We start from the raw sequence: 19,713 nt of genomic DNA, 5'->3' as shown, positions 1-19,713 counted from the left end.
GGTGGCCCTCGGATTGATCCGAGGGCCACCGCTTTTCGAGATTATCGTGAGACGAGTCGTCAGCCTTGCGCGACTTCGCCCTGAGCCGAAGCCGAGGACGCGTCTTCCTGGACGTGGACGCCGACGCTGCCCATCCCCGCCACCCAGCCGGTGATCTTGCGGGAGAGGTCCTGAGCCGTGAGTCCGAGTTCCTTGTGAATGGCTTCGCGGCTGGCGTGATCGAGGAACTGCTGGGGAACGCCCATGTCGCGGCACGACGTGTGCACTCCGGCGGCACGCATCGCGGCCGAGACCGTCGAACCGATGCCGCCGTGCAGACCGCCGTCTTCGATGGTGACCACGAGGGCGTACTTGTCCGCCATCTTCACCAGCGAATCCGCGACCGGCAGAACCCATCGCGGATCAACGACGGCAACCGAGATGCCCTGCTTGTCGAGCCGCTCGGCAATCTCGAGCGCCAAGGATGCAAACGGGCCCACCGCGACGAGGAGCACGTCGCCGCGCTCACCCTCGCTGGCCTTGAGAACGTCGACCATTCCGTCGAGTCGCTTCACTGCCGGAATCGCTTCGGGTACAGCACCCTTCGGGAACCGTACGACCGTTGGGCCGTCGTCGACGAGAAGCGCCTCGTCCAGTTCTTCCCGCAGTGTGTCTGCATCACGCGGTGCCGCGACGCGAATCCCCGGGATGATTCCGAGCAGCGAAAGATCCCAGACGCCGTTGTGGCTGGCGCCGTCGACTCCGGTGACCCCGGCGCGGTCGAGCACGACTGTCACCGGTTGTTTGAGCAGTGCGACGTCCATCAACAACTGGTCGAAAGCCCGATTGAGGAAGGTCGAGTAGATAGCAACGACGGGGTGAAGTCCGCCAAGTGCAAGACCGGCGGCCGAGGTCATCGCATGCTGCTCGGCGATACCGACGTCGAAAATCCGATCGGGGAACTTCTCACCGAATGCCGCGAGGCCGGTGGGCCCGGCCATCGCCGCGGTGATGGCGACGATGTCCTCACGACGTGAAGCCTGCTCGATCAATGCGGCCGAGAAGACCGACGTCCAGTCCGGCGCGGACGACTTGGTGCCGCGACCGGTGACGGGATCGATGACGCCGGTGGCATGCATCTGGTCGGCCACGTCGTTCTCGGCGTGTGCGTAACCGTTGCCCTTACGAGTGACGGCATGCACGATGACCGGTCCGCCGTAGGCCTTCGCCCGGCGCAACGCCGATTCCATGGCGGCTTCGTCGTGTCCGTCGACCGGTCCGAGGTACTTGATACCCAGATCGGTGAACATGACCTGAGGGCTGACCGCGTCCTTGAGACCCGCCTTCATTCCGTGCAGGACGGAGTACGCGGTGCGCCCCACCCAGGGCAGTCTCTTGACCAAGCGTCGGCCACTGTCGAGGGCGCGCTCGTAACTCGGCGCGGTGCGCAGTGCCGAAAGATGGTCGGCGAGGCCGCCGATGGTCGGCGCGTACGAGCGACCGTTGTCGTTGACGACGATCACCACCGAACGGTCTTTTCCGGCTGCGATGTTGTTGAGGGCTTCCCAACACATTCCGCCGGTCAGGGCGCCGTCACCGACGACGGCGACAACGTGGCGATTCTGGCCCGTGAGCGCGAAGGCCTTCGCGAGGCCGTCGGCATAGGACAACGCGGCGGAAGCGTGAGAGGACTCGACCCAGTCGTGTTCGCTCTCGGCGCGGCACGGATACCCGGACAGTCCGCCCTGCTTACGCAGAGTGTCGAACTGATCCTGACGACCGGTGAGGATCTTGTGCACATAGGCCTGATGGCCCGTGTCGAAGATGATCGCGTCCTGCGGCGAGTCGAAAATTCGGTGCAGTGCGAGGGTCAACTCCACGACGCCCAAGTTGGGCCCGAGGTGACCACCGGTCGCAGCGACCTTCAGCACGAGGAACTCACGAATCTCGTCGGCCAACTCCGTCATCTCGGCGTGGCTCAACTGACGTAGATCGTCAGGACCCTGAATGCGGGCAAGAACACCCAACGAGATCGCTCCCTCCGTGCTTCACAGCTGCACCGGTGCGCGCCGCGGCTGTCTTCGCGACAGTGCTGCCAGTCTACGGAGCGTTCCGGCGAACCGACACGCGGACTCGGCCCGAATCCGGTGTGACTTCGCGTAACAGCGAAATCCCACGGATCGCTCGTGATCGCAATCACAGACAAATGGGATCCGTCGCAATCGACTCGACAACTCTTGTTCCACAAAACGACCGCCATGTCGGCTTAAGGTCGACATATGGGAACTGTGGTCGAAGACCTGATAACGCGAGTGTTCGACGAAGTCCGATCACTCGACGAGGGCGAGTTGGCCGACTACATCCCCGAACTCGCGGCGGTCGCCCCCGATTCGTTCGGAATCTGCATCGCCACCGTCGACGGTTACGTCTACGAGATCGGTGACTCGCGAATCCCGTTCACCATTCAGTCGATCTCGAAACCCTTCACCTACGCCTTGGCTCTCGCCGATCGGGGAAGCGAGGCGGTTGCCGCGAAAATCGATGTCGAACCATCCGGCGAGCCGTTCAACGAAATCAGCCTCGACCCGCTCACCGAACGGCCACGAAACCCCATGATCAATGCCGGGGCGATCACCGCTGCATCACTGGTCGCCGGCCCGAATCCCGAGGCCCGCTTCGAGCGCATCCGCTCGGCGTACTCGAGGTACGCGGGCCGCGAACTGGCATTCAACGAGTCGGTCTACACCTCCGAGGCGCGCACCGGTCACCGCAACCGCGCGATCGGACACATGCTGCGATCCTTCGACGTCATCACCGGCAATCCCGACGAGGCCGTCGACCTGTATTTCCGTCAATGCTCGATCGACGTGACCTGCCGCGACCTGAGTCTGATGGCTGCGACGATGGCGAACAACGGTGTCAATCCGCTCACCCACGAGCGCGCGCTGGCCCCCGCGGGCGTCGAACAGGTCCTCAGCGTCATGGCGACGTGCGGCATGTACGACGGCGCCGGAAAGTGGCTGGTGGAGGTCGGATTGCCGGCCAAGAGCGGCGTCGGCGGCGGAGTCCTGGCGGTTCTGCCCGGCCAGATCGGCATCGCGGTGTACTCCCCCAGGCTCGACGTTCACGGAAACAGCGTTCGCGGAGTTGCGTCTGCCCGGGCACTGTCGAAGGAACTCGAACTGCACTTCCTCCACGTGACGCGGGCGTCACGCTCGTCGATCCGGGCCAGATACAGCGTCATCGAAGCACCGTCGCGAGTACGACGCACCCCGACCGAACAGGCTGTGCTCGACGACGTCGGCAAGCGCAGCCGGGTCTACGAACTGCACGGCGATCTCCTCTTCACCGGTGCCGAATCGGCGGTCCGCGAAATCGGCTCGGTGGACGAGGGCCTCGAAGTTGTCGTCATCGACGTCCGCCGTGTCGACGACGCCAGCGACGTCGCAGTACGCATGATCACTGCGCTGCAGGTTCAACTGGCCGAGCAGGCTTGTGCGGTGGCCGTCGTCGATCCGCAAGGACTGCTGGGACAACGAAGTTCGAGCATCGACCCCGCCAGAAGAAGTGGTCGGGTTTTTGCGGATCTCGATTCCGCCATGCAGTGGTGCGAAGACACGTTGCTTGCGGTGCATTGTGAGGCCGAACGGCAGGCGTCGACGATCTCGATCGAGGACCACCCAGTTCTCGATGCTCTGTCCGCGGCACAGATCGAGGGATTCTCGGCAGAGTTGGAGACTCGTACCTATGCCCGCGGCGAGAAGATCGCCCGCCGAGGTGAATCGGCGTCTGGCTTCTACCTGATTCTCAGTGGCCAGGTCAGCACCATGTTCACCGACGCGCACGGGGTCGAGCACCGCATCACGACGCTCTCCGCCGGAATGACGTTCGGCGAGATGACGATGTTCCTCGACACTCCGTTCCTCAACGACATCCGCGCCGATTCCACGGTCACCGTGGCCGTGCTGACTCCGGAGCGATATGCAGAACTGACCGCACAGGCACCCGAGTTGAAACTTGCGCTTCTCGAACGACTGGCTGCGGGCGCCTACGAGCAATTGGACCTGATGTTGCGGAGTGTCATATCCGCCGGACGAATCGGATAGGAAGTACACATGCCGACCACCGCCCTCACCTCGGAACCGTCCACTGTCACGGTGACCGGAACTGCCACTGCAACAGCTGTTCCCGACATCGTGCGGCTGACGATCGGAGTATCGGTGACACAGACGGCCGTTTCCGACGCATTCGACGCCGTCGCGCGTCTGTCCACTGCTCTGACCGAGACCCTGCACGCGCGCGGTGTGCGCGGAGCGGACCTCACCACCGCCGGGCTGAGCGTCCATCCGCAGACTCACTGGAGTGACGGAGGCCGCCAGGAGACAACAGGATTCACCGCATCGACAACTTTCCGAGTCGTACTGCGAGAGCTGGAGCCGGAAGCGGCGAACTCCCCCGCCGCCGTCATCGCGGCGTGTGTATCGGTGGGCGGCGACGCGATTCGGCTCGACGGGCTCGAGTTCGACCTCGACGACCGCAGCGATCTGGCGACAAAAGCACGCGAATTGGCATGGACGGCAGCCGAATCGAAAGCCAGACAGTTCGCGGACCTGGCAGACAAAGATCTGGTCGAAGTTCTCGAGGTGCTCGAGGACTTCGACCAGATCGTGCCGATGCGCGGACGTGTCGCGGCGATGAAAGCGGATTCGGCCCCGATAGCCGTCGAACGCGGAGAGATCGAAGAATCGATCTCTGTCCGCGTTCGATGGGCTATGGCGTGACAGAACTGTTCAGAAGACGCGGCCGGCGGTAGACCAGCCGGGCATGCGGATCAGCGAGTGAGGTTCTTCTCTTCGCGCTCTTCTTCGTACTTCTGCTCGGCGTCAGGAGTCGCGATGTCGATCGTGGTGCGCAGCGGACGGTTCGGGATGAAGATGACCGACACGAGCGTGACCACAGCGACGACGGCTGCGACCAGGAAGATCCGTCCTGTTGCGTCGCCGTAGGCGAACCGAACGATCTGCGAGACGAAGTCAGGCATATTGCTCAGGTCGAGGCCGTCCTGGAGGCTCTTTCCAGCTACTGCCTGCTGCTCGGGCGGCAAGGTGGAGACCGAATCGACTGTCAGTGTCTTGACGCGGGTCGCAAGAATCGAACCGAGCACCGACACGCCGATCGCGCCGCCGAACGTGCGGAAGAACGCCACGATACTGCTGGCCGCACCGATGTTCTCGACGCTGACCGTGTTCTGCACCGCGAGCACGATGTTCTGCATCAACATGCCGGTACCCAGACCGACGATGGCGATGAAGATTCCGATGGTCCAGAGGCTGGTGGCGTGGTCGATCGTCGACAGCAGCCCGAAACCGACCAGCAGCAGAACTGCGCCGGCGACGATGAAGGGCTTCCACTGACCGAACTTGGTGATCAGCTGTCCCGAGCCGACGGAGGCGACGAGCATGCCTGCGACCATCGGAATGGTGAGCAATCCGGCTTCGGTGGGATCGAATCCGCGTGCGGTCTGGAAGTACTGCGTCAGGAAGGTCGTCGCACCGAAGAGGCCGACACCGACTGCGATCGAGGCGATGATCGCGAGAGCAGTTGTGCGCTCGGTGATGATCTTGATCGGCAGGATCGGATCCTTGACCTTGGATTCGACGAACATCGTCAGGCCGAGCAGGGCCAGACCACCGATGACGAAGAAGGCCGACTCCTTCGAGAACCAGGCGTAGTAGTCGTCCTGACCGGCAAACGAAACCCAGATCAGCAGGACGCTGACACCGGCGGTGAGCAAGGTGGCGCCCATCCAGTCGATGGAGACGTTGTCCTTCTTCACGGTCTCGACGTGCAGTGTGCGCTGAAGCAGGAACAGTGCGATGACTGCCAACGGAACACACACGTAGAAGCACCAGCGCCAGCCGGCAGTGTCCACGAGGACGCCGCCGAGGATCGGTCCACCGGACATCGAGACGGCCATTGCCGCACCCATGTATCCGGAGTAGCGACCACGATCTCGCGGCGGGATGATCGTGCCGATGATGGCTACGACGAGAGCAGTCAGGCCGCCCATGCCGATGCCCTGGATGACACGTGCACCCAGCAGCAACGGAACATTGTGCGCCGCGCCGGCGATGACCGAGCCGATCACGAAGATGACGATCGCGGTCTGGACCAGGACCTTCTTGTTGTAAAGGTCGGCCAGTTTGCCCCAGATCGGCGTCGATGCCGCAGTGGCGAGCAGTGCCGTGGTGATGATCCAGGCGTACTGCGTCTGAGTTCCGTGCAGTTCACCGATGATCGTGGGAAGCGCTGTCGAAACGATGGTGCTGCTGAGCAGCGCGGTGAACAGCGCTGCGATGAGTCCGGTGAGTGCTTCGAGAATTTCGCGGTGAGTCATCGCGCCCGCTTCGCGAGCCGATCCGTCACCTCCGGTACTTGCCCGGGTTTCTCCTACTGTTGCTGCCATGTGCCTTATCTCCCAATACTTTCTACGCCCGTGTGCGGAACTGCCGGTGAGGCCTGCCGATTCGATGCGCCGAACGTCTCGTTGAGACGTTGCAGCGATGTCACTGCGGCCATGGCCTCTTCCTGGCTCCAGTCTTCGAGCATGTTGCGCAAACGCGCCGCACGCCGCTGCGTGGTTCTCCGTAAAACGTCGTGTCCCTCTTCCGATACTCGGATGCGGAACGCCCGCTTGTCAGCCGGATCGGGATTTCTCTCGACATACCCAGCGTCGACCAGATCCGACATTTGCCGGCTGAGCGACGACTGACTGACACACAGATCGACGGCCAATTCGTTCTGTCGGCACTCCCCACGCGCTGCCAGCATGAACAACACACTGACCAGCGCAGGCGGCAGCAGGCTGTCTGCACCGGTGGTGACCGCGGCTCGCAGCGATCTGCCGAACATGAAGATCGTGTCGACGAGCGCTTGGGCCGTCTCCGGCCTGTACCGACATTGCCTACCCCTGAATTCGAGTGGCTCGAACGAGCCGTGACTTGAAAACGGAAAACTACTTGCAGAACGAAACTATACGATTAGTTGCGTAATGCAAGCAACTGTTCTGAACGCGAGAAGCGTCACACCGTTTCAGGGAAAGATTTCGGGACGCGTCAGCGTTCTAGGAGCGCGATGCACTCCATGTGGTGTGTCTGAGGGAAGGCGTCGAACGCCCGGAGGCCGCCGATTCTGAAGCCCTGCTCCAGGTAGAGACCGATATCGCGGCCGAACGACGCCGGGTCGCACCCGATGTGCACGATCCGTTCAGCGCCCGTTGCGGCGAGAGCTTCCACGACCGGACGGCCGGCTCCCGCACGTGGCGGGTCTAGCACGACGACGGCAGGCGAACGCTCCAGCTCCGCGATGACGTTCTCGACGCGGGCGCTGTGGAAGCGCACGTGACCGAGATCGGACAGAGCTGCCCGCCCGTCCGCGACTGCGCGCGCCGAAGATTCGACTGACTCCACCACGCCGGACGGCCCGACAAGGTCGGCGAGCACGGATGCGAAAACCCCGACTCCGCCGTAGAGATCCCACGCCGTGTCCGCGGTAGCGGCGCCGGCCCACTCCCCGACCACCTGTGAGTACGCGTTCGCAGCGCCGCGATGGGCCTGCCAGAAACCGGTCGCGGCCAGCTCCCATTCTCGATTGCCGACGCGCTCGATCACTGTGTCCGATCCGATGGCCACTCGGGTCTTTCGCGGGCCGCCGCTCGCCGCTCGGCGTGCCATCGCGCCGCGACGCCCCGGCGTCCGCCGTCCCGTCTTGGACACCGCGGGTGCGGCAACTTCCACGACGTGCCGCTGACCGGCAGCGTCGAGAACGACCTGCAGCTCGCTCCCTGGCGCCCATTGCGCACCGCCGAGACCGTCGTACGCGCTCTGATCGATCTGGGTGCAGCGCAAGTCCGTGACGATCCGGTTGCTCCGGTACGCGTGGTATCCCGCGACCCCGTGCCCGTCCACCGCCAACCGGACTCGCGTGCGCCAACCCGTTCCGTCTCCGGTTCCAGGTAGTTCCTCTACCGCGACGTCCGATTCGACACGAGCGAGTCGCAGAAGCTGCTCACGCACGACCGAGGTCTTCATCTCACGTTGGACACTCAGATCCGCATGCGAGTAGTCGCAGCAGCCCGCCCCGCCCGGGCCGGAGATCGGGCATGTCGGATCGATGCGATGCGGAGATGCGTCGAGAACTGTGATCGCGTCGGCGCGGCAGAACGATCCACCCTTGTCCTCCGTCACCCGGACCAGCGCCCGCTCCCCCGGCAAACCGTGACGGACGAACACGACCCGTCCCTCGTGCCGGGCGACGACGAACCCGCCGTGACCGGGGTTGCCCAGATCGACCTCGAAGGTCTGCCCGGTCCAATTCTCACTCAACGAACTACGCCTGCCATTTCGATGTTGCCGATCATTTTTCGCCGGTGATCATTTCTCGCCGGTGTCGTAACCGCGACGCGTGGCGCCTGCGGTCTTCTCGATGTCCAGCGGCTTTGCCTTTGCCGACGAACTCAGCTGCCACGGAACGCTGGTCACCATCACGCCGGGCTGGAAGAGCAGACGACTCTTCAGACGAAGCGCGCTCTGATTGTGCAGGATCTGCTCCCACCAGTGTCCGACGACGTACTCGGGAATGAAGACGGTGACGACATCACGCGGAGCATCGCGTCGTACACGCTTGACGTAATCGAGAACCGGCTTGGTGATTTCGCGGTACGGCGACTCGATCACCTTGAGCGGAACCGTCACGTCGCTCTTCTCCCACTCACGCACGAGTGCACGGGTGTCGGGCTCGTCGACGTTGACCGTGATGGCTTCGAGGGTGTCCGGTCGCGTGGCTCGCGCGTAGGCGAGAGCTCGCATCGTCGGCATGTGCAACTTCGAGACGAGCACGATCGAGTGCGTGCGGCTGGGAAGTACGCCGTCCCACTCCTGCTCCTCGAGCTCGGCTGCGACGCTGTCGTAGTGCTTGCGGATCATCTTCATCACGATGAAGATCGCGACCATCGCGACGATGGCGATCCAGGCGCCGGCAGCGAACTTGGTGATCAGAACGATGATCAGGACGGTGGCGGTCATTGCGAGACCGATCGAATTGATCACTCGCGAGCGCTGCATCCGGGCCCGCTGTGCCTTGTCGGTCTCGGACTTCAGATGCCGAGTCCAGTGCTTGATCATGCCCGTCTGGCTGAGCACGAACGAGACGAAGACGCCGACGATGTACAGCTGGATGAGCTTGGTGACCTCGGCGCCGAACACCACGACGAATGCGATCGCAGCACCGGAGAGGAAGAGGATTCCGTTGCTGAATGCCAGTCGGTCGCCGCGCGTGTGCAGCTGACGCGGTAGGTACCGGTCCTGCGCCAGGATCGATCCGAGTACCGGGAATCCGTTGAACGCGGTGTTCGCGGCCAGAACCAAGATCAGTGCCGTGACGATCGCCATGAAGAAGAATCCGATCGGGAAACCACTGAACACGGCTTCGGCGATCTGCGCGATCAAGGTCTTCTGGTGGTAACCCTCCGGCGCACCGACCAGCTGTTCCTGCGGATTGTGTGCGTAGACGATGCCAATCTTCTGAGCCAGGATGATGATGCCCATCAACAGGACGATGGCGATCGACCCGAGCAGCAGCAAGGTCGTGGCCGCGTTGCGCGATTTCGGCTTCTGGAACGCCGGTACGCCGTTACTGATGGCCTCGACGCCGGTCAATGCAGCACAGCCCGAGGAGAAGGCACGCGCGATCAGGAACGCGAAGGCAATTCCGTACAGATGCGAATCCTCGGCGTTGAGTGTGAACGACGACGATTCCGCGTGCACGTCTTCACCAAGAACGTAGATCCGGAAGAATCCCCACCCGAGCATCAGGAACATGCCGACGATGAATGCGTAGGTCGGAATTGCGAACGCGGTACCGGATTCACGGATACCGCGAAGGTTGACCGCGGTCAGCAACACGATCGCCGCAACCGCGAACAACACCTTGTGCTGCGCGACGAACGGCAGAGCCGAGCCGATGTTCGACGCCGCCGACGAGATCGACACAGCGACCGTCAGCACGTAGTCGACCATCAGCGCACTACCGACGGTCAGACCGGCGGTCGGGCCGAGGTTGACCGTCGCGACCTCGTAGTCGCCGCCACCGGACGGGTATGCATGGACGTTCTGGCGGTAACTCGCCACCACCACAGCCATGACGATGGCGACGGACAATCCGATCCAGGGTGTGTACGCATACGCGGAAATACCAGCGACGGAGAGAACCAGGAAGATTTCTTCGGGGGCATACGCGACGGACGACATCGCGTCGGACGCGAAGACCGGTAGTGCAATTCGCTTGGGTAGCAGCGTGTGCCCGAGTTTGTCGCTTCGGAACGGCCGACCGAGCAGGAGCCGCTTGGTAGCGGTCGAGAGCTTAGACACGTGCAAAGCGTAAGCCGTCTCGCCCGATTCGGAGTCATCAGAGCCCCAACTTCACCTTTTGTCGTGACACCCGGCACGCAGGCGACCGTTGTACTTGCTCTTCCCGTGAGGGGCTGTACCGTTCGATTCGGCGTGCAATCGCGCCATGAGGGTCCATGAACGGAGTAGGGCGTGTATGTCGTCATCATGGGGTGCGGTCGAGTGGGTTCTTCCCTCGCCGCGTCTCTGACCAGGATCGGACATGAGGTCGCCGTCATCGACCGCGATCAGAGTGCGTTTCTGCGTCTCGATCTCGACTTCCCGGGAACCAAGGTTCTGGGAATGGGGTTCGACCGTGACGTGCTGGTCCGGGCGGGCATCGAGCGGGCCGACGCCTTCGCTGCGGTGTCCTCGGGAGACAACTCCAACATCATCGCAGCGCGAGTCGCACGCGAGACTTTCGGCGTCGAACGCGTCGTCGCGCGTATTTACGACGCCAAGCGTGCCGCTGTTTACGAGCGCCTCGGCATCCCCACCGTCGCGACCGTGCCGTGGTCGACGGATCGCTTCCTTCACACGCTGACCAAGGAAAGTCAGACCGCGAAGTGGCGCGATCCTTCGGGCACTGTTGCGATTACCGAACTTGCCCTGCACGAGGATTGGGCCGGCAAGCCGATCGCACTACTCGAGAGCGCGACCAGTTCGAGAGTCGCCTTCATCATCCGATTCGGAACCGGCGTGCTCCCCGATCGCAAGACCGTCATCCAGGCCGACGACCAGGTCTACATCGCCGCGGTATCGGGAACTGTCGCCGAAGCGATCGCACTGGCCGGCAACCCGCCGCCGAGTGACGACTGACGGAGGCCGCAGATGACTGATCCGAACGCCGCCCCTCACAACAAGCCTGCGACTGTGTTGCACTACAACGTGATTGGAAGTTCTCGATGAAGGTCGCCATCGCCGGAGCCGGCGCAGTAGGCCGCTCCATTGCGCGAGAGCTGATTCGAAGCTCACACGACGTCATGCTGATCGAGCGCAAACTCGATCACATCGAACCGGAGTCGGTGCCCGAGGCGAAGTGGGTACACGCGGACGCGTGCGAACTCAGCCGCCTCGAGGACGCGTCGATGGAGTCCTACGAGGTCGTGATCGCCGCAACCGGAGACGACAAGGCCAACCTGGTCCTCAGTCTGCTCGCGAAAACCGAGTTCGGCGTTCGCCGAGTTGTCGCCCGCGTCAATGATCCCCGCAACGAATGGCTCTTCGACGAGTCGTGGGGCGTCGACGTCGCCGTCTCGACACCGCGGATGCTCGCTTCGCTCGTCGAAGAAGCCGTCTCCGTCGGTGACCTGGTCAAACTGATGACACTGCGGCAGGGGCAGGCCAATCTCGTCGAGATCACGTTGCCCGACAACACACCTCTTGCCGGAAAAGCCGTCAAGAAACTCGAACTTCCGCGGGACTGCGCACTGGTCACCATTCTGCGGGGCGGGCGTGTGATCGTCCCGCAGATGGACGATCCCATCGAAGGTGGAGACGAACTCCTGTTCGTCGCGGCCGTCGACGCCGAGGATCAGTTGCGCGTTGCACTCCGCCTGGAGAACTGACCGACGAACACACTGACGACGAAAGGGAATCACATGGCACAAGCACCCGAAAACACCGTAGTCACCGACAATCCAGCCCAGAGCCGGTACGAGATCCATGCAGACGGCGACCTCGCCGGCATCGAGGACTACACCACGTCCGGTGACGTCGTCTCGTTCAACCACACCGAGATCTACCCGGCCTTCGAAGGTTTCGGGCTGGCCGCGATTCTGGTCCGCCAGGCTCTGGACGACCTACGCGCCCGTGGCCTCAAGGTTCACCCGGTCTGCCCGTACGTCGTGAAGTTTCTCGACAAGCACCCCGAGTACCAGGACCTGATCAGCTGAGATCGCGGTCTTCGCGCGGCTTCGTCAGATTCACCGAGCCCACCTCTTCGGACCCTGCGTCCGTTGCGGTGGGCTCGCTGCTTTCGGGCTCGACAACCGGTTCCGGCTCGACGATGCGATCGGCCTTGCGCACAGCCCAGACCGTCACGAGCAGCACCAAACCGGTCAACGGCCAACCCATGCCGATACGCGCGACTGCGAGCCATCCGGTGTGGTCGGTGTCGTAGAGCTGTGACTGAACGAGATACCGTGCACCGAAGACCAGCGCCCACGCCGCCGTCGCGATGTCGTAGAGCCGGACGGCGGAGCTGTGCTTGCGCCAGAGATTGCCGTGCCCGTTGAGATAACCCCAGATGATTCCGACGAGGGGCCAGCGCACGAGGATGGAAATCAGGAAGACCGCACCGTAGGCGAGGCTCGTGTAGATACCGAAGAGGAAATATCCTTTGGCATCGCCGGTGCGATAGGCGATGAACGCGGAAACTCCGACTCCGAGAAACCCGGAAATTGCGGGTTGGAGGGAATCCTTGCGGAAGAGGCGCCAGGCCGCGATAGCGACAGCGACGCCCAATGCGGCCCAGATTGCCGCGGTGAGGTTCCAGATGCTGTTGACCGGGACAAAAATCAGAATCGGCAAAGACGAATAGATCAGACCACTCAGCCCGCCGAGTTGGTCGATTACCGATCGCTGTTGTGTTTCAGTCACCTGTCGAGGGTGCCACAGTCACCGAGTTGCACGGTAAATGCGGGAAACGCGCCTATTCGCCGCGCAGTTCGTAGTAAGGGTTGAAGATCGCCTTGCGACCGTCACGCTCGCCCACACGACCGCGGATCAGCAGGGTCTTACCGGTCTCGATTCCCGGGATCCGGCGACGCCCGATCCAGACGAGATTGATCACCTCGGTGCCGTCGAAGAACTCGGCCTCGATGCTGGCATTTCCCGACTTGGGACACGCGTCGACGCTGCGGAGTCGGCCCACCATCGTGACTTCTTCACCGCGACGACAATCGCAGGCCTTCTGACCTCCGGAAGCCTTGTTGGACTCGGCCATCTCCTGGGCGTCCAACTGGTCGACGTCCTCGGTCAGACGCTGGGTCAGTCGACGAAAATATCCTGCGGCGGCGGGTGCCATTGCGCGCTCCTGCGAACATGTGTGACGCAAGGGTTTCGCGTCACGTGAAGGGCTGTGTGATCGCCACTGTAGACCCATTACGAGCGTGTAACCACACCGGTCAGTCCGCGTCTCGGGGGCACCGGGCAAGATCAAAAGATGCAGAACTCAGAATCGGCGACCGTTGCCGTCGTTCTCCCAGGTACAGGCTCTGACGCCCACTTCGCAGACCGCGCATTCCGGGCGCCGCTAGCGGCTCTGGGTGTGCGCATCGTCGCAATTGAACCGGACCCTCGGCGTGTCGTGGACGGCTATCTGGACGCGATGGACAGAGCCGCGGACACGCACGGCCGAATCATCGTCGGAGGCGTCTCGATCGGGGCCGCCGTGGCGCTCCAGTGGGCCGCCGAGAACCCCGATAGAACCGTTAGTGTGTTGGCAGCGCTTCCGGCCTGGATCGGGTCGGCGGACGGCGCACCCGCTGCAGCGAGCGCGAGGTTCACCGCAGCACAACTGCGCTCCGAAGGATTGGAGGCGGTGATCGCAGCGATGCTCGCGTCGAGTCCGGCGTGGCTCGGAGCCGAACTCGAGCGCTCCTGGCGCTCTCAATGGCCCGATCTCCCGGCCGCGCTCGACGAGGCGGCGTCGTACCACTCGCTCAGCGAGAGCGCGTTACAGGCGGTGGGCATTCCGGTCGGCATCGCTTCGGCGGTGGACGATCCGGTTCATCCCGCGGCAGTGGCGCAGGCCTGGGCGAATGCACTCCCCCGCGGCGCAGTCGCCACGACGACGCTCGACATGATCGGGCGCGACCCCACGGTTCTCGGATCCACCTGCATCAAAGCGCTCGCGGCGATCGAATCCGATACCACCGCGAGCGCCTGAAAGAAGACCTGCTACTGACCCAATTGCTGCATGGCAGAACCGGATTCGCCGCTACGCGGCGGCGGGGTCGGTCGCGCTGGAGGTGACGGCGGAGCGGGCGGAGCTGACTGCTGTTGCTGCTGGGCGGCGACTTGTTGCTGCTGCGCTGTTGCCAACTGCTGCTCGTGTGCGGCCGCCAGCTGCTCGGCGAGTACCTGCGGGAGCACGACGGGCAGCGGTGTCCGCACCGGATGCGGCTCTGATCCTCGGTTGACGACGGTGTCGCGCAGGATGTCGCGTGCGATTGCCACCAAAGGGGTGTTCGCGGCGGTGGATCCGCTCGGACCCGCTACCACGCAGCGCACCATCCACCGCGGACCGTCGACGCCGATGAACCGCAGGTCCATGTTGGCCGTCACGGCAGCCAGTTCCCGGCCCCAAGGGCCGTTCTCGACGCTCACCGCAGAATTGTCGTCGCGAAGCGACTGCGCGAGCTCGGCAACGACCTCACGCCACTGACCGGGTGATTTCGGGGCGGCGTATGCAGCAACCGTGATGCGGCCATGTTCGGTGACCAGGTGCACGGCCTGCGGCGAACCGTTGGGTGCCATCTCGACCTGCAACTGTCCGCCGGTCGGCATCGGCACCAGAACGGAACCGAGATCCAGGCGCTGACCGTCACGGCCTGCCGTCGGATCGTCGGAATCGATCTCCGTGATGTCGTAGGGGCCTTCCGATTCGTCACCGAACTCGTCGCCGGCGACGTCGAGATCGTCTTCGACCTCGTCGATCTCCACCGACTCGTCGTTCTCGTCACCGAAGAAGCTGGTGGGTTCCTCGTCGACGTCTGTCTTCTTCTTGCGTCCGAACATGATTCAGACTCCCTCTCCGACGACCGCGCCAGGCGCATCGGTATCGAGTATCGCGTGACCGCCGCTGGAACCGTAGCCTCCGGTTCCTCTGGTCGTGTCGTCCAGCGACTCGACTTCCTCGAAAACCGGAAGTTCGACTCGTTGAACCACGAGCTGAGCGATTCGGTCACCGCGGCGGATGTCGATGGCTGTGGCCGGATCGAGATTGATCAAGCAGACCTTGAGTTCGCCCCGGTATCCCGCGTCCACGGTTCCGGGCGCGTTCACGATCGACAGTCCCGATTTTGCGGCAAGTCCGGAACGCGGATGGATCAACCCGACGGTGCCCACCGGCAAAGCGATCGCGATCCCCGTTCCGACCAGTGTTCGGTGGCCGGGTTCGATGGTGACATCGCTGGTGGAGCACAGATCCACACCCGCATCTCCGGGATGCGCACGCTGTGGAACGGGCAGGTCTGGATCCAGTCGCTTCAAGGCGATGGAGAGATGGTCGCTCACGTGGGCCAAGACTACTCGTAGCGACGGACTATCCTTGACAGGTGCCCGAAACATCTCGACCTGACGTCGCCACCACAACGCCCCCGTCCACGACGCTGTTCTCCGAGCGCCTGTGGGTGCCGATCTGGTGGTGGATCGCCGGGCTGGCCGTAGCCGGACTCCTCGCGGCCGAGGTCCACATGGGCCGCCCGGGGCTTCTCTCGTACCTGGCGTACGTCGTGCTGCTCCCCATCCCGATCTGGGCGGCATTCTGGCTCAGCCGGATGCGCGTCGAGGTGGTGGAGACAGCAGGGGTGAAAGAACTGCACGTGGGTCGAGCCCACCTGCCGGTCGAACTGATTTCGCGGGCGGCAGCAGTGCCGGCTTCCGCAAAGAGTGCGGCGATGGGGCGCCAACTCGATCCGTCGGCGTTCGTCCAACATCGCCCATGGGTCAAGACAATGGTGTTGATCGTGCTCGACGACCCGGAGGATCCCACGCCGTACTGGCTGGTGAGCACACGTCGTCCCGCTGATCTGCTGGCTGCGCTGGATCGCTGACCAGCGCGGTCACAGCAAAGCAGTACTTCCCGACCCTTGGTCGACCCGCGAGCTGACGGGTCGACCACCGGGAAGGGAGATCAGGCAGCGCAGTCCATGCATACGAGCTGTCCGTTGGCATCACTGGCCAGGCGGCTGCGGTGATGAACCAGGAAGCAGCTCGAACACGTGAACTCGTCTGCCTGCTTCGGAACAACTCGAACCGAGAGTTCCTCGCCGGAAAGGTCGGCACCCGGCAGCTCGAAGGACTCCGCGGTGTCCGTCTCGTCGATGTCGACGACGGCTGACTGCGCTTCGTTGCGTCGCGCCTTCAGCTCCTCGAGAGAGTCCTCCGAAACCTCGTCGGACTCTGTACGCCTCGGTGCGTCGTAGTCAGTTGCCATCTCGTCTACCCCATCCTCTTCGTGTATCCCGGTCCCGTGTGCGCCGAGAATCCGGTAGATCCTTGATGCGCATGGAAACCGCCGTGGCATCCAGATCATTCCCTGTCGCTGCATAACGCTGCAGGACTGGAATTAGTGCCCGGAAGTTCCTTCCGAGAACGTGATCTGCGCCTCATTTGGTTGTCATTTCGGCGTCCGGCCGATGCCCAGTTGAACGACCTGGGCCGCCAGACAGTAGCCGACGTGAGCACGAAAGTAGTAACCGAATCGGAAATTTCCGAAAAATGACTGCGAATTGTCACCAAGGCAAGAGCAAGCTGTGACCTTTCGGCGACATTTTCAGACCGGATCCGGGTAGAAACTGCCCGCTAGTTGCCCAACTACCGTTGGGCGATCGACAACGTGTCGACGCGTCGAGCCGCGCTTCGGCTGTGTCGTCACACAAGCCCTCTAAGGTAGGCACCGAACGTCATGCCGGCGCCGCTCGGCCCGATGGCGAAGTAGAAGTTTCGTCAAGAAAGTCGAGGGATACCGTGGTTTCTCTGATCACCGAAGGCAGCTCTACCGATGACCAGGGACGTCCGTTCCGCCGTCGGCGCGCGTGGCCGGTGATCGCCGTGTTCGCGGTACTCGCATTGATCGGCAGTGTCTTGTGGGTCCGCATCCTGAGCGCCGAGGCAGAAGTCAGTGACACCGTCGCCTGCAACCTCCCGCAGCCTTCCTCCGATCCCTCGGCAGCGGCGCCACTACCGCTGGGAACCGTCGTCGACCGCTCGAAGCTGCTCGACGTGGATCCCGCTCCCCTGGCGGCCACCAAGGTTCGTGTGTTCAACGCCAACGGCGAACACGGTCAGGCCGCCCAGGTGGCAGCGCAACTGAGCGAGTTCGGCTTCTCCAGCGCGCCGGACGTCCAGGTCGGAAACGACCCCGTCTACGTCGACCAGAACATGGAGTGCCAGGGTCAGATCCGCTTCGGAGCGAACGGCCTCGCCGCCGCCAGTTCCGTCTGGCTGGTCGCCCCCTGCGCCGAACTGGTCCAGGACGGCCGCGGCGACGACACCGTCGACCTGGCTCTCGGCACCTACAACAAGGGCGCCCTGACCCCCAACACCGACGCCACCGCGATCCTGCATGCTCTGGCCGAGCAGCCCGCAAACGCCGAAGTCGCTCCGATGGACATCGCACTGCTCAAAGCAGCGCGCACGGCGCGCTGCTGACAAACCCGGTTCGGCCTCAGCTCGGAATCGGCTGATCTGCGCCGATCGAACTGAGCATGTGCGCGAACTGCTCGGCGATCGCCGGAGCCACCGCATAGACGACATCGCCGTCGGCCGAAGTGGAATTGGGCGCCGGGACGTTGATCACGGCGCCCGCTTCGGAAGCGATCAGGGAGCCCGCGGCCCAGTCCCACGGACTCAGCCCGTGCTCGAAGTGAGCGTCGACCCGGCCGGTGGCAACCATGCACAGATCCAAAGCTGCCGAACCTATGCGTCGGATGTCGCGAACCTGCGGCAGGATCTGCCCGATCAAGGTGCCCTGCACCTTTCGGCGATCCGCTCCGTAGCCGAAACCGGTGGCCAACAGAGCCATTGACAGTTCGGTCACCTCATTGGCGTGCAGTTCGCTGACGACGCCGTCGGCCGTGGCCATGGTTGCGCCGCCGCCCCGGTGCGCGGAATACGTTGTTTCCAGCGACACGTCGACGACAGCCCCGGCCACTGAGATCCCGTCGATCTGTACGGCCACCGAAATGGCGAACGCGGGGATTCCGTAGAGAAAATTCACCGTGCCGTCGATGGGATCGACAACCCATCGAACTCCCGCGGAATCGTCGGTGTCTCCGCCACCTTCCTCACCCAAGATCGAATCTGCAGGGCGCAATTGCGCCAGAAGGTCGCGAATCACCTGTTCGGTTTCGGTATCGACCACCGTGACGGGATCGGTCGGCGTGCTCTTCGCAGCAACCGAACCACCCTCGGAGGCACCGGAACCCACCAGGCCGAATACCTCGGGCCGACGCACGCGGACGTGTTCGGCTGCGCGTTCGGCGACGGCTACGGCAACTGCCCGCAATTGTGCGGGGTCCAGAGAATCGGCGGAAAAGTCGGGCAACGTTCTTTCTGAAGGGCGCACCGGACCATCGCAACACATCTCTACCGAGGGGCACCACTCGAACGCCTGGAGTCGCACGCGCCCGAGTCCTTGTTCGGGTTAGTGTTTGCAACGGTAGATCGTGACCTCGAATTCGACACTCAGGAGCGCAGGACGATGACAACCACAGGTTTCGGGATCGACGTCGGCGGCAGCGGCGTCAAGGGCGGCACGATCGACCTGAGCACCGGGGAAATGATCGGTGACCGCATCAAGATCCTGACCCCGCAGCCGTCCACTCCCGATGCGATCGCGGGCACTGTGGCCGAGATCGTCGAGCAGGCAAAGTGGACCGGGCCGGTCGGCATCACTTTGCCCGCTGTCGTGACCGGCGGCGTCGCGCGCAGCGCCGCGAACATCGACAAGTCCTGGATCGACACCGACGCGGCCGCGCTCTTCGGCAAGGCCCTGGGCGGGCGCGAAGTCACCGTCCTCAACGACGCCGACGCCGCCGGAATTGCCGAGGACTCGTTCGGAGCGGGCAAGGACACCTCCGGCGTCGTGATCCTCTTGACCTTCGGCACCGGAATCGGATCTGCCGTGTTGCACAACGGAGTTCTGTTGCCCAACACCGAGTTCGGCCACCTCGAGGTCGACGGCAAGGAAGCCGAGCATCGAGCGGCGTCGTCGGTGAAGGAAAAAAAGGACTGGAGCTACAAGGAGTGGGCGGTCGAGGTCTCCCGAGTTCTGACCACCTTCGAGAACCTGCTGTGGCCTGATCTCTTCATCGCCGGAGGCGGAATCAGCCGCAAGCACGAGAAGTGGATTCCGCACCTGACCAACCGCACGAAGGTCGTCCCCGCCACCCTCCTCAACACCGCGGGAATCGCCGGAGCTGCGCTCGCGTCGGTCGGACTGACCAGGCCGGCCCCCGTCGCCGGATGAGAAAACCTGCACGTGAAAAGCGGAAAATCTACCTGTTACGGCCCGCCGTGACGTAAGAGTTTCCTGAGAGTCGTTACAATGGTGAAGTCC

General features: G+C 63.4%; 20 protein-coding genes. 9 read left to right on the top strand and 11 right to left on the bottom strand.

Features of this window, described 5'->3' with window-relative positions:
- Positions 1-59: 59 nt before the first annotated feature.
- Complete coding sequence (dxs, locus tag GJB56_RS06605) at positions 60-2,006, bottom strand: 1-deoxy-D-xylulose-5-phosphate synthase (RefSeq protein WP_097387405.1); 1,947 nt, start codon at positions 2,004-2,006, stop codon at positions 60-62.
- A 252-nt stretch (positions 2,007-2,258) separates the two neighbouring features.
- On the opposite strand from dxs, the gene glsA reads away from it, so the two are divergent.
- Entirely contained in the window at positions 2,259-4,085 is a 1,827-nt protein-coding gene (gene glsA, locus GJB56_RS06600) for a glutaminase A (protein ID WP_019748258.1), read from the top strand.
- A 9-nt stretch (positions 4,086-4,094) separates the two neighbouring features.
- Positions 4,095-4,760 carry an SIMPL domain-containing protein gene (locus GJB56_RS06595; protein ID WP_019748257.1) on the top strand — a complete coding sequence of 222 codons (666 nt, stop codon included), beginning with the start codon at positions 4,095-4,097 and terminating at the stop codon, positions 4,758-4,760.
- A gap of 50 nt (positions 4,761-4,810) precedes the next feature.
- On the opposite strand, the gene GJB56_RS06590 is transcribed toward GJB56_RS06595, so the two are convergent.
- From GJB56_RS06590 to GJB56_RS06575, 4 genes are all read right to left on the bottom strand, one after another.
- On the bottom strand, positions 4,811-6,445 hold the full coding sequence (locus GJB56_RS06590) for an MDR family MFS transporter (protein ID WP_021334295.1): 1,635 nt from the start codon (positions 6,443-6,445) through the stop codon (positions 4,811-4,813).
- 5 nt (positions 6,446-6,450) lie between these two features.
- Positions 6,451-6,891 carry a MarR family winged helix-turn-helix transcriptional regulator gene (locus GJB56_RS06585; protein ID WP_113683576.1) on the bottom strand — a complete coding sequence of 147 codons (441 nt, stop codon included), beginning with the start codon at positions 6,889-6,891 and terminating at the stop codon, positions 6,451-6,453.
- Between the two features lie 203 nt (positions 6,892-7,094).
- On the bottom strand, positions 7,095-8,363 hold the full coding sequence (locus tag GJB56_RS06580) for a class I SAM-dependent RNA methyltransferase (protein ID WP_113683575.1): 1,269 nt from the start codon (positions 8,361-8,363) through the stop codon (positions 7,095-7,097).
- 48 nt (positions 8,364-8,411) lie between these two features.
- Positions 8,412-10,406, bottom strand: coding sequence for an APC family permease (locus tag GJB56_RS06575; RefSeq protein ID WP_007732857.1), 1,995 nt, complete (start codon positions 10,404-10,406; stop codon positions 8,412-8,414).
- A 171-nt stretch (positions 10,407-10,577) separates the two neighbouring features.
- Between GJB56_RS06575 and GJB56_RS06570 the strand changes: the two genes are divergently transcribed.
- From GJB56_RS06570 to GJB56_RS06560, 3 genes are all read left to right on the top strand, one after another.
- Positions 10,578-11,243 carry a potassium channel family protein gene (locus GJB56_RS06570; protein WP_019748254.1) on the top strand — a complete coding sequence of 222 codons (666 nt, stop codon included), beginning with the start codon at positions 10,578-10,580 and terminating at the stop codon, positions 11,241-11,243.
- 86 nt (positions 11,244-11,329) lie between these two features.
- Positions 11,330-11,992, top strand: a complete 663-nt coding sequence (locus GJB56_RS06565; protein WP_003942632.1) for a potassium channel family protein — start codon at positions 11,330-11,332, stop codon at positions 11,990-11,992.
- Between the two features lie 33 nt (positions 11,993-12,025).
- A complete protein-coding gene (locus GJB56_RS06560) occupies positions 12,026-12,319 on the top strand; it encodes a GNAT family N-acetyltransferase (protein ID WP_019748253.1) in 294 nt (97 codons plus the stop codon).
- On the opposite strand, the gene GJB56_RS06555 is transcribed toward GJB56_RS06560, so the two are convergent.
- Complete coding sequence (locus tag GJB56_RS06555) at positions 12,312-13,025, bottom strand: DUF3159 domain-containing protein (RefSeq protein ID WP_019748252.1); 714 nt, start codon at positions 13,023-13,025, stop codon at positions 12,312-12,314. The genes GJB56_RS06560 and GJB56_RS06555 overlap by 8 nt on opposite strands.
- A gap of 52 nt (positions 13,026-13,077) precedes the next feature.
- Positions 13,078-13,452, bottom strand: a complete 375-nt coding sequence (locus tag GJB56_RS06550) for an OB-fold nucleic acid binding domain-containing protein (RefSeq protein WP_003942613.1) — start codon at positions 13,450-13,452, stop codon at positions 13,078-13,080.
- Positions 13,453-13,590: 138 nt separating this feature from the next.
- Here GJB56_RS06550 and GJB56_RS06545 point away from each other — a divergent pair, with 138 nt between their 5' ends.
- Entirely contained in the window at positions 13,591-14,316 is a 726-nt protein-coding gene (locus GJB56_RS06545) for an alpha/beta fold hydrolase (RefSeq protein WP_046378492.1), read from the top strand.
- An 11-nt stretch (positions 14,317-14,327) separates the two neighbouring features.
- Here the strand turns inward: GJB56_RS06545 and GJB56_RS06540 are convergent, their stop codons facing one another.
- Complete coding sequence (locus tag GJB56_RS06540) at positions 14,328-15,167, bottom strand: DUF3710 domain-containing protein (RefSeq protein ID WP_080910837.1); 840 nt, start codon at positions 15,165-15,167, stop codon at positions 14,328-14,330.
- Between the two features lie 3 nt (positions 15,168-15,170).
- Positions 15,171-15,665 (bottom strand): dUTP diphosphatase, encoded by a 495-nt coding sequence (gene dut, locus GJB56_RS06535; protein WP_003942635.1) that lies wholly within the window; start codon positions 15,663-15,665, stop codon positions 15,171-15,173.
- 41 nt (positions 15,666-15,706) lie between these two features.
- Between dut and GJB56_RS06530 the strand changes: the two genes are divergently transcribed.
- Positions 15,707-16,204, top strand: a complete 498-nt coding sequence (locus tag GJB56_RS06530) for a DUF3093 domain-containing protein (RefSeq protein ID WP_019748248.1) — start codon at positions 15,707-15,709, stop codon at positions 16,202-16,204.
- An 80-nt stretch (positions 16,205-16,284) separates the two neighbouring features.
- Here the strand turns inward: GJB56_RS06530 and GJB56_RS06525 are convergent, their stop codons facing one another.
- Positions 16,285-16,587 (bottom strand): DUF4193 domain-containing protein, encoded by a 303-nt coding sequence (locus GJB56_RS06525; RefSeq protein ID WP_003942593.1) that lies wholly within the window; start codon positions 16,585-16,587, stop codon positions 16,285-16,287.
- Between the two features lie 533 nt (positions 16,588-17,120).
- On the opposite strand from GJB56_RS06525, the gene cei reads away from it, so the two are divergent.
- A complete protein-coding gene (gene cei / locus GJB56_RS06520; RefSeq protein WP_003942618.1) occupies positions 17,121-17,804 on the top strand; it encodes an envelope integrity protein Cei in 684 nt (227 codons plus the stop codon).
- Positions 17,805-17,820: 16 nt separating this feature from the next.
- Here cei and GJB56_RS06515 read toward each other — a convergent pair whose 3' ends face one another.
- Positions 17,821-18,699 carry an inositol monophosphatase family protein gene (locus tag GJB56_RS06515; RefSeq protein WP_021344118.1) on the bottom strand — a complete coding sequence of 293 codons (879 nt, stop codon included), beginning with the start codon at positions 18,697-18,699 and terminating at the stop codon, positions 17,821-17,823.
- Positions 18,700-18,855: 156 nt separating this feature from the next.
- Here GJB56_RS06515 and ppgK point away from each other — a divergent pair, with 156 nt between their 5' ends.
- Positions 18,856-19,623, top strand: coding sequence for a polyphosphate--glucose phosphotransferase (gene ppgK, locus GJB56_RS06510; protein WP_007732834.1), 768 nt, complete (start codon positions 18,856-18,858; stop codon positions 19,621-19,623).
- Positions 19,624-19,713: the final 90 nt, after the last annotated feature.

It is taken from the genome of Rhodococcus sp. AQ5-07 (assembly GCF_009707305.1).
Taxonomy (GTDB): Bacteria; Actinomycetota; Actinomycetes; order Mycobacteriales; family Mycobacteriaceae; genus Rhodococcus_F; species Rhodococcus_F erythropolis.
The sequence above is the reverse complement of the archived record's forward strand: the minus strand, read 5'-3'. Positions and strand labels throughout refer to the sequence as shown.

Excerpts from the sequence above, each read along its gene's own strand:
- glsA (WP_019748258.1), top strand. The coding sequence starts at position 2,259 with ATGGGAACTGTGGTCGAAGACCTGATAACGCGAGTGTTCGACGAAGTC.
- GJB56_RS06595 (WP_019748257.1), top strand. The coding sequence starts at position 4,095 with ATGCCGACCACCGCCCTCACCTCGGAACCGTCCACTGTCACGGTGACC.
- GJB56_RS06590 (WP_021334295.1), bottom strand. The coding sequence starts at position 6,445 with ATGGCAGCAACAGTAGGAGAAACCCGGGCAAGTACCGGAGGTGACGGA.
- GJB56_RS06585 (WP_113683576.1), bottom strand. The coding sequence starts at position 6,891 with ATGTTCGGCAGATCGCTGCGAGCCGCGGTCACCACCGGTGCAGACAGC.
- GJB56_RS06565 (WP_003942632.1), top strand. The coding sequence starts at position 11,330 with ATGAAGGTCGCCATCGCCGGAGCCGGCGCAGTAGGCCGCTCCATTGCG.
- GJB56_RS06560 (WP_019748253.1), top strand. The coding sequence starts at position 12,026 with ATGGCACAAGCACCCGAAAACACCGTAGTCACCGACAATCCAGCCCAG.
- GJB56_RS06550 (WP_003942613.1), bottom strand. The coding sequence starts at position 13,452 with ATGGCACCCGCCGCCGCAGGATATTTTCGTCGACTGACCCAGCGTCTG.
- GJB56_RS06545 (WP_046378492.1), top strand. The coding sequence starts at position 13,591 with ATGCAGAACTCAGAATCGGCGACCGTTGCCGTCGTTCTCCCAGGTACA.
- GJB56_RS06540 (WP_080910837.1), bottom strand. The coding sequence starts at position 15,167 with ATGTTCGGACGCAAGAAGAAGACAGACGTCGACGAGGAACCCACCAGC.
- GJB56_RS06525 (WP_003942593.1), bottom strand. The coding sequence starts at position 16,587 with ATGGCAACTGACTACGACGCACCGAGGCGTACAGAGTCCGACGAGGTT.
- ppgK (WP_007732834.1), top strand. The coding sequence starts at position 18,856 with ATGACAACCACAGGTTTCGGGATCGACGTCGGCGGCAGCGGCGTCAAG.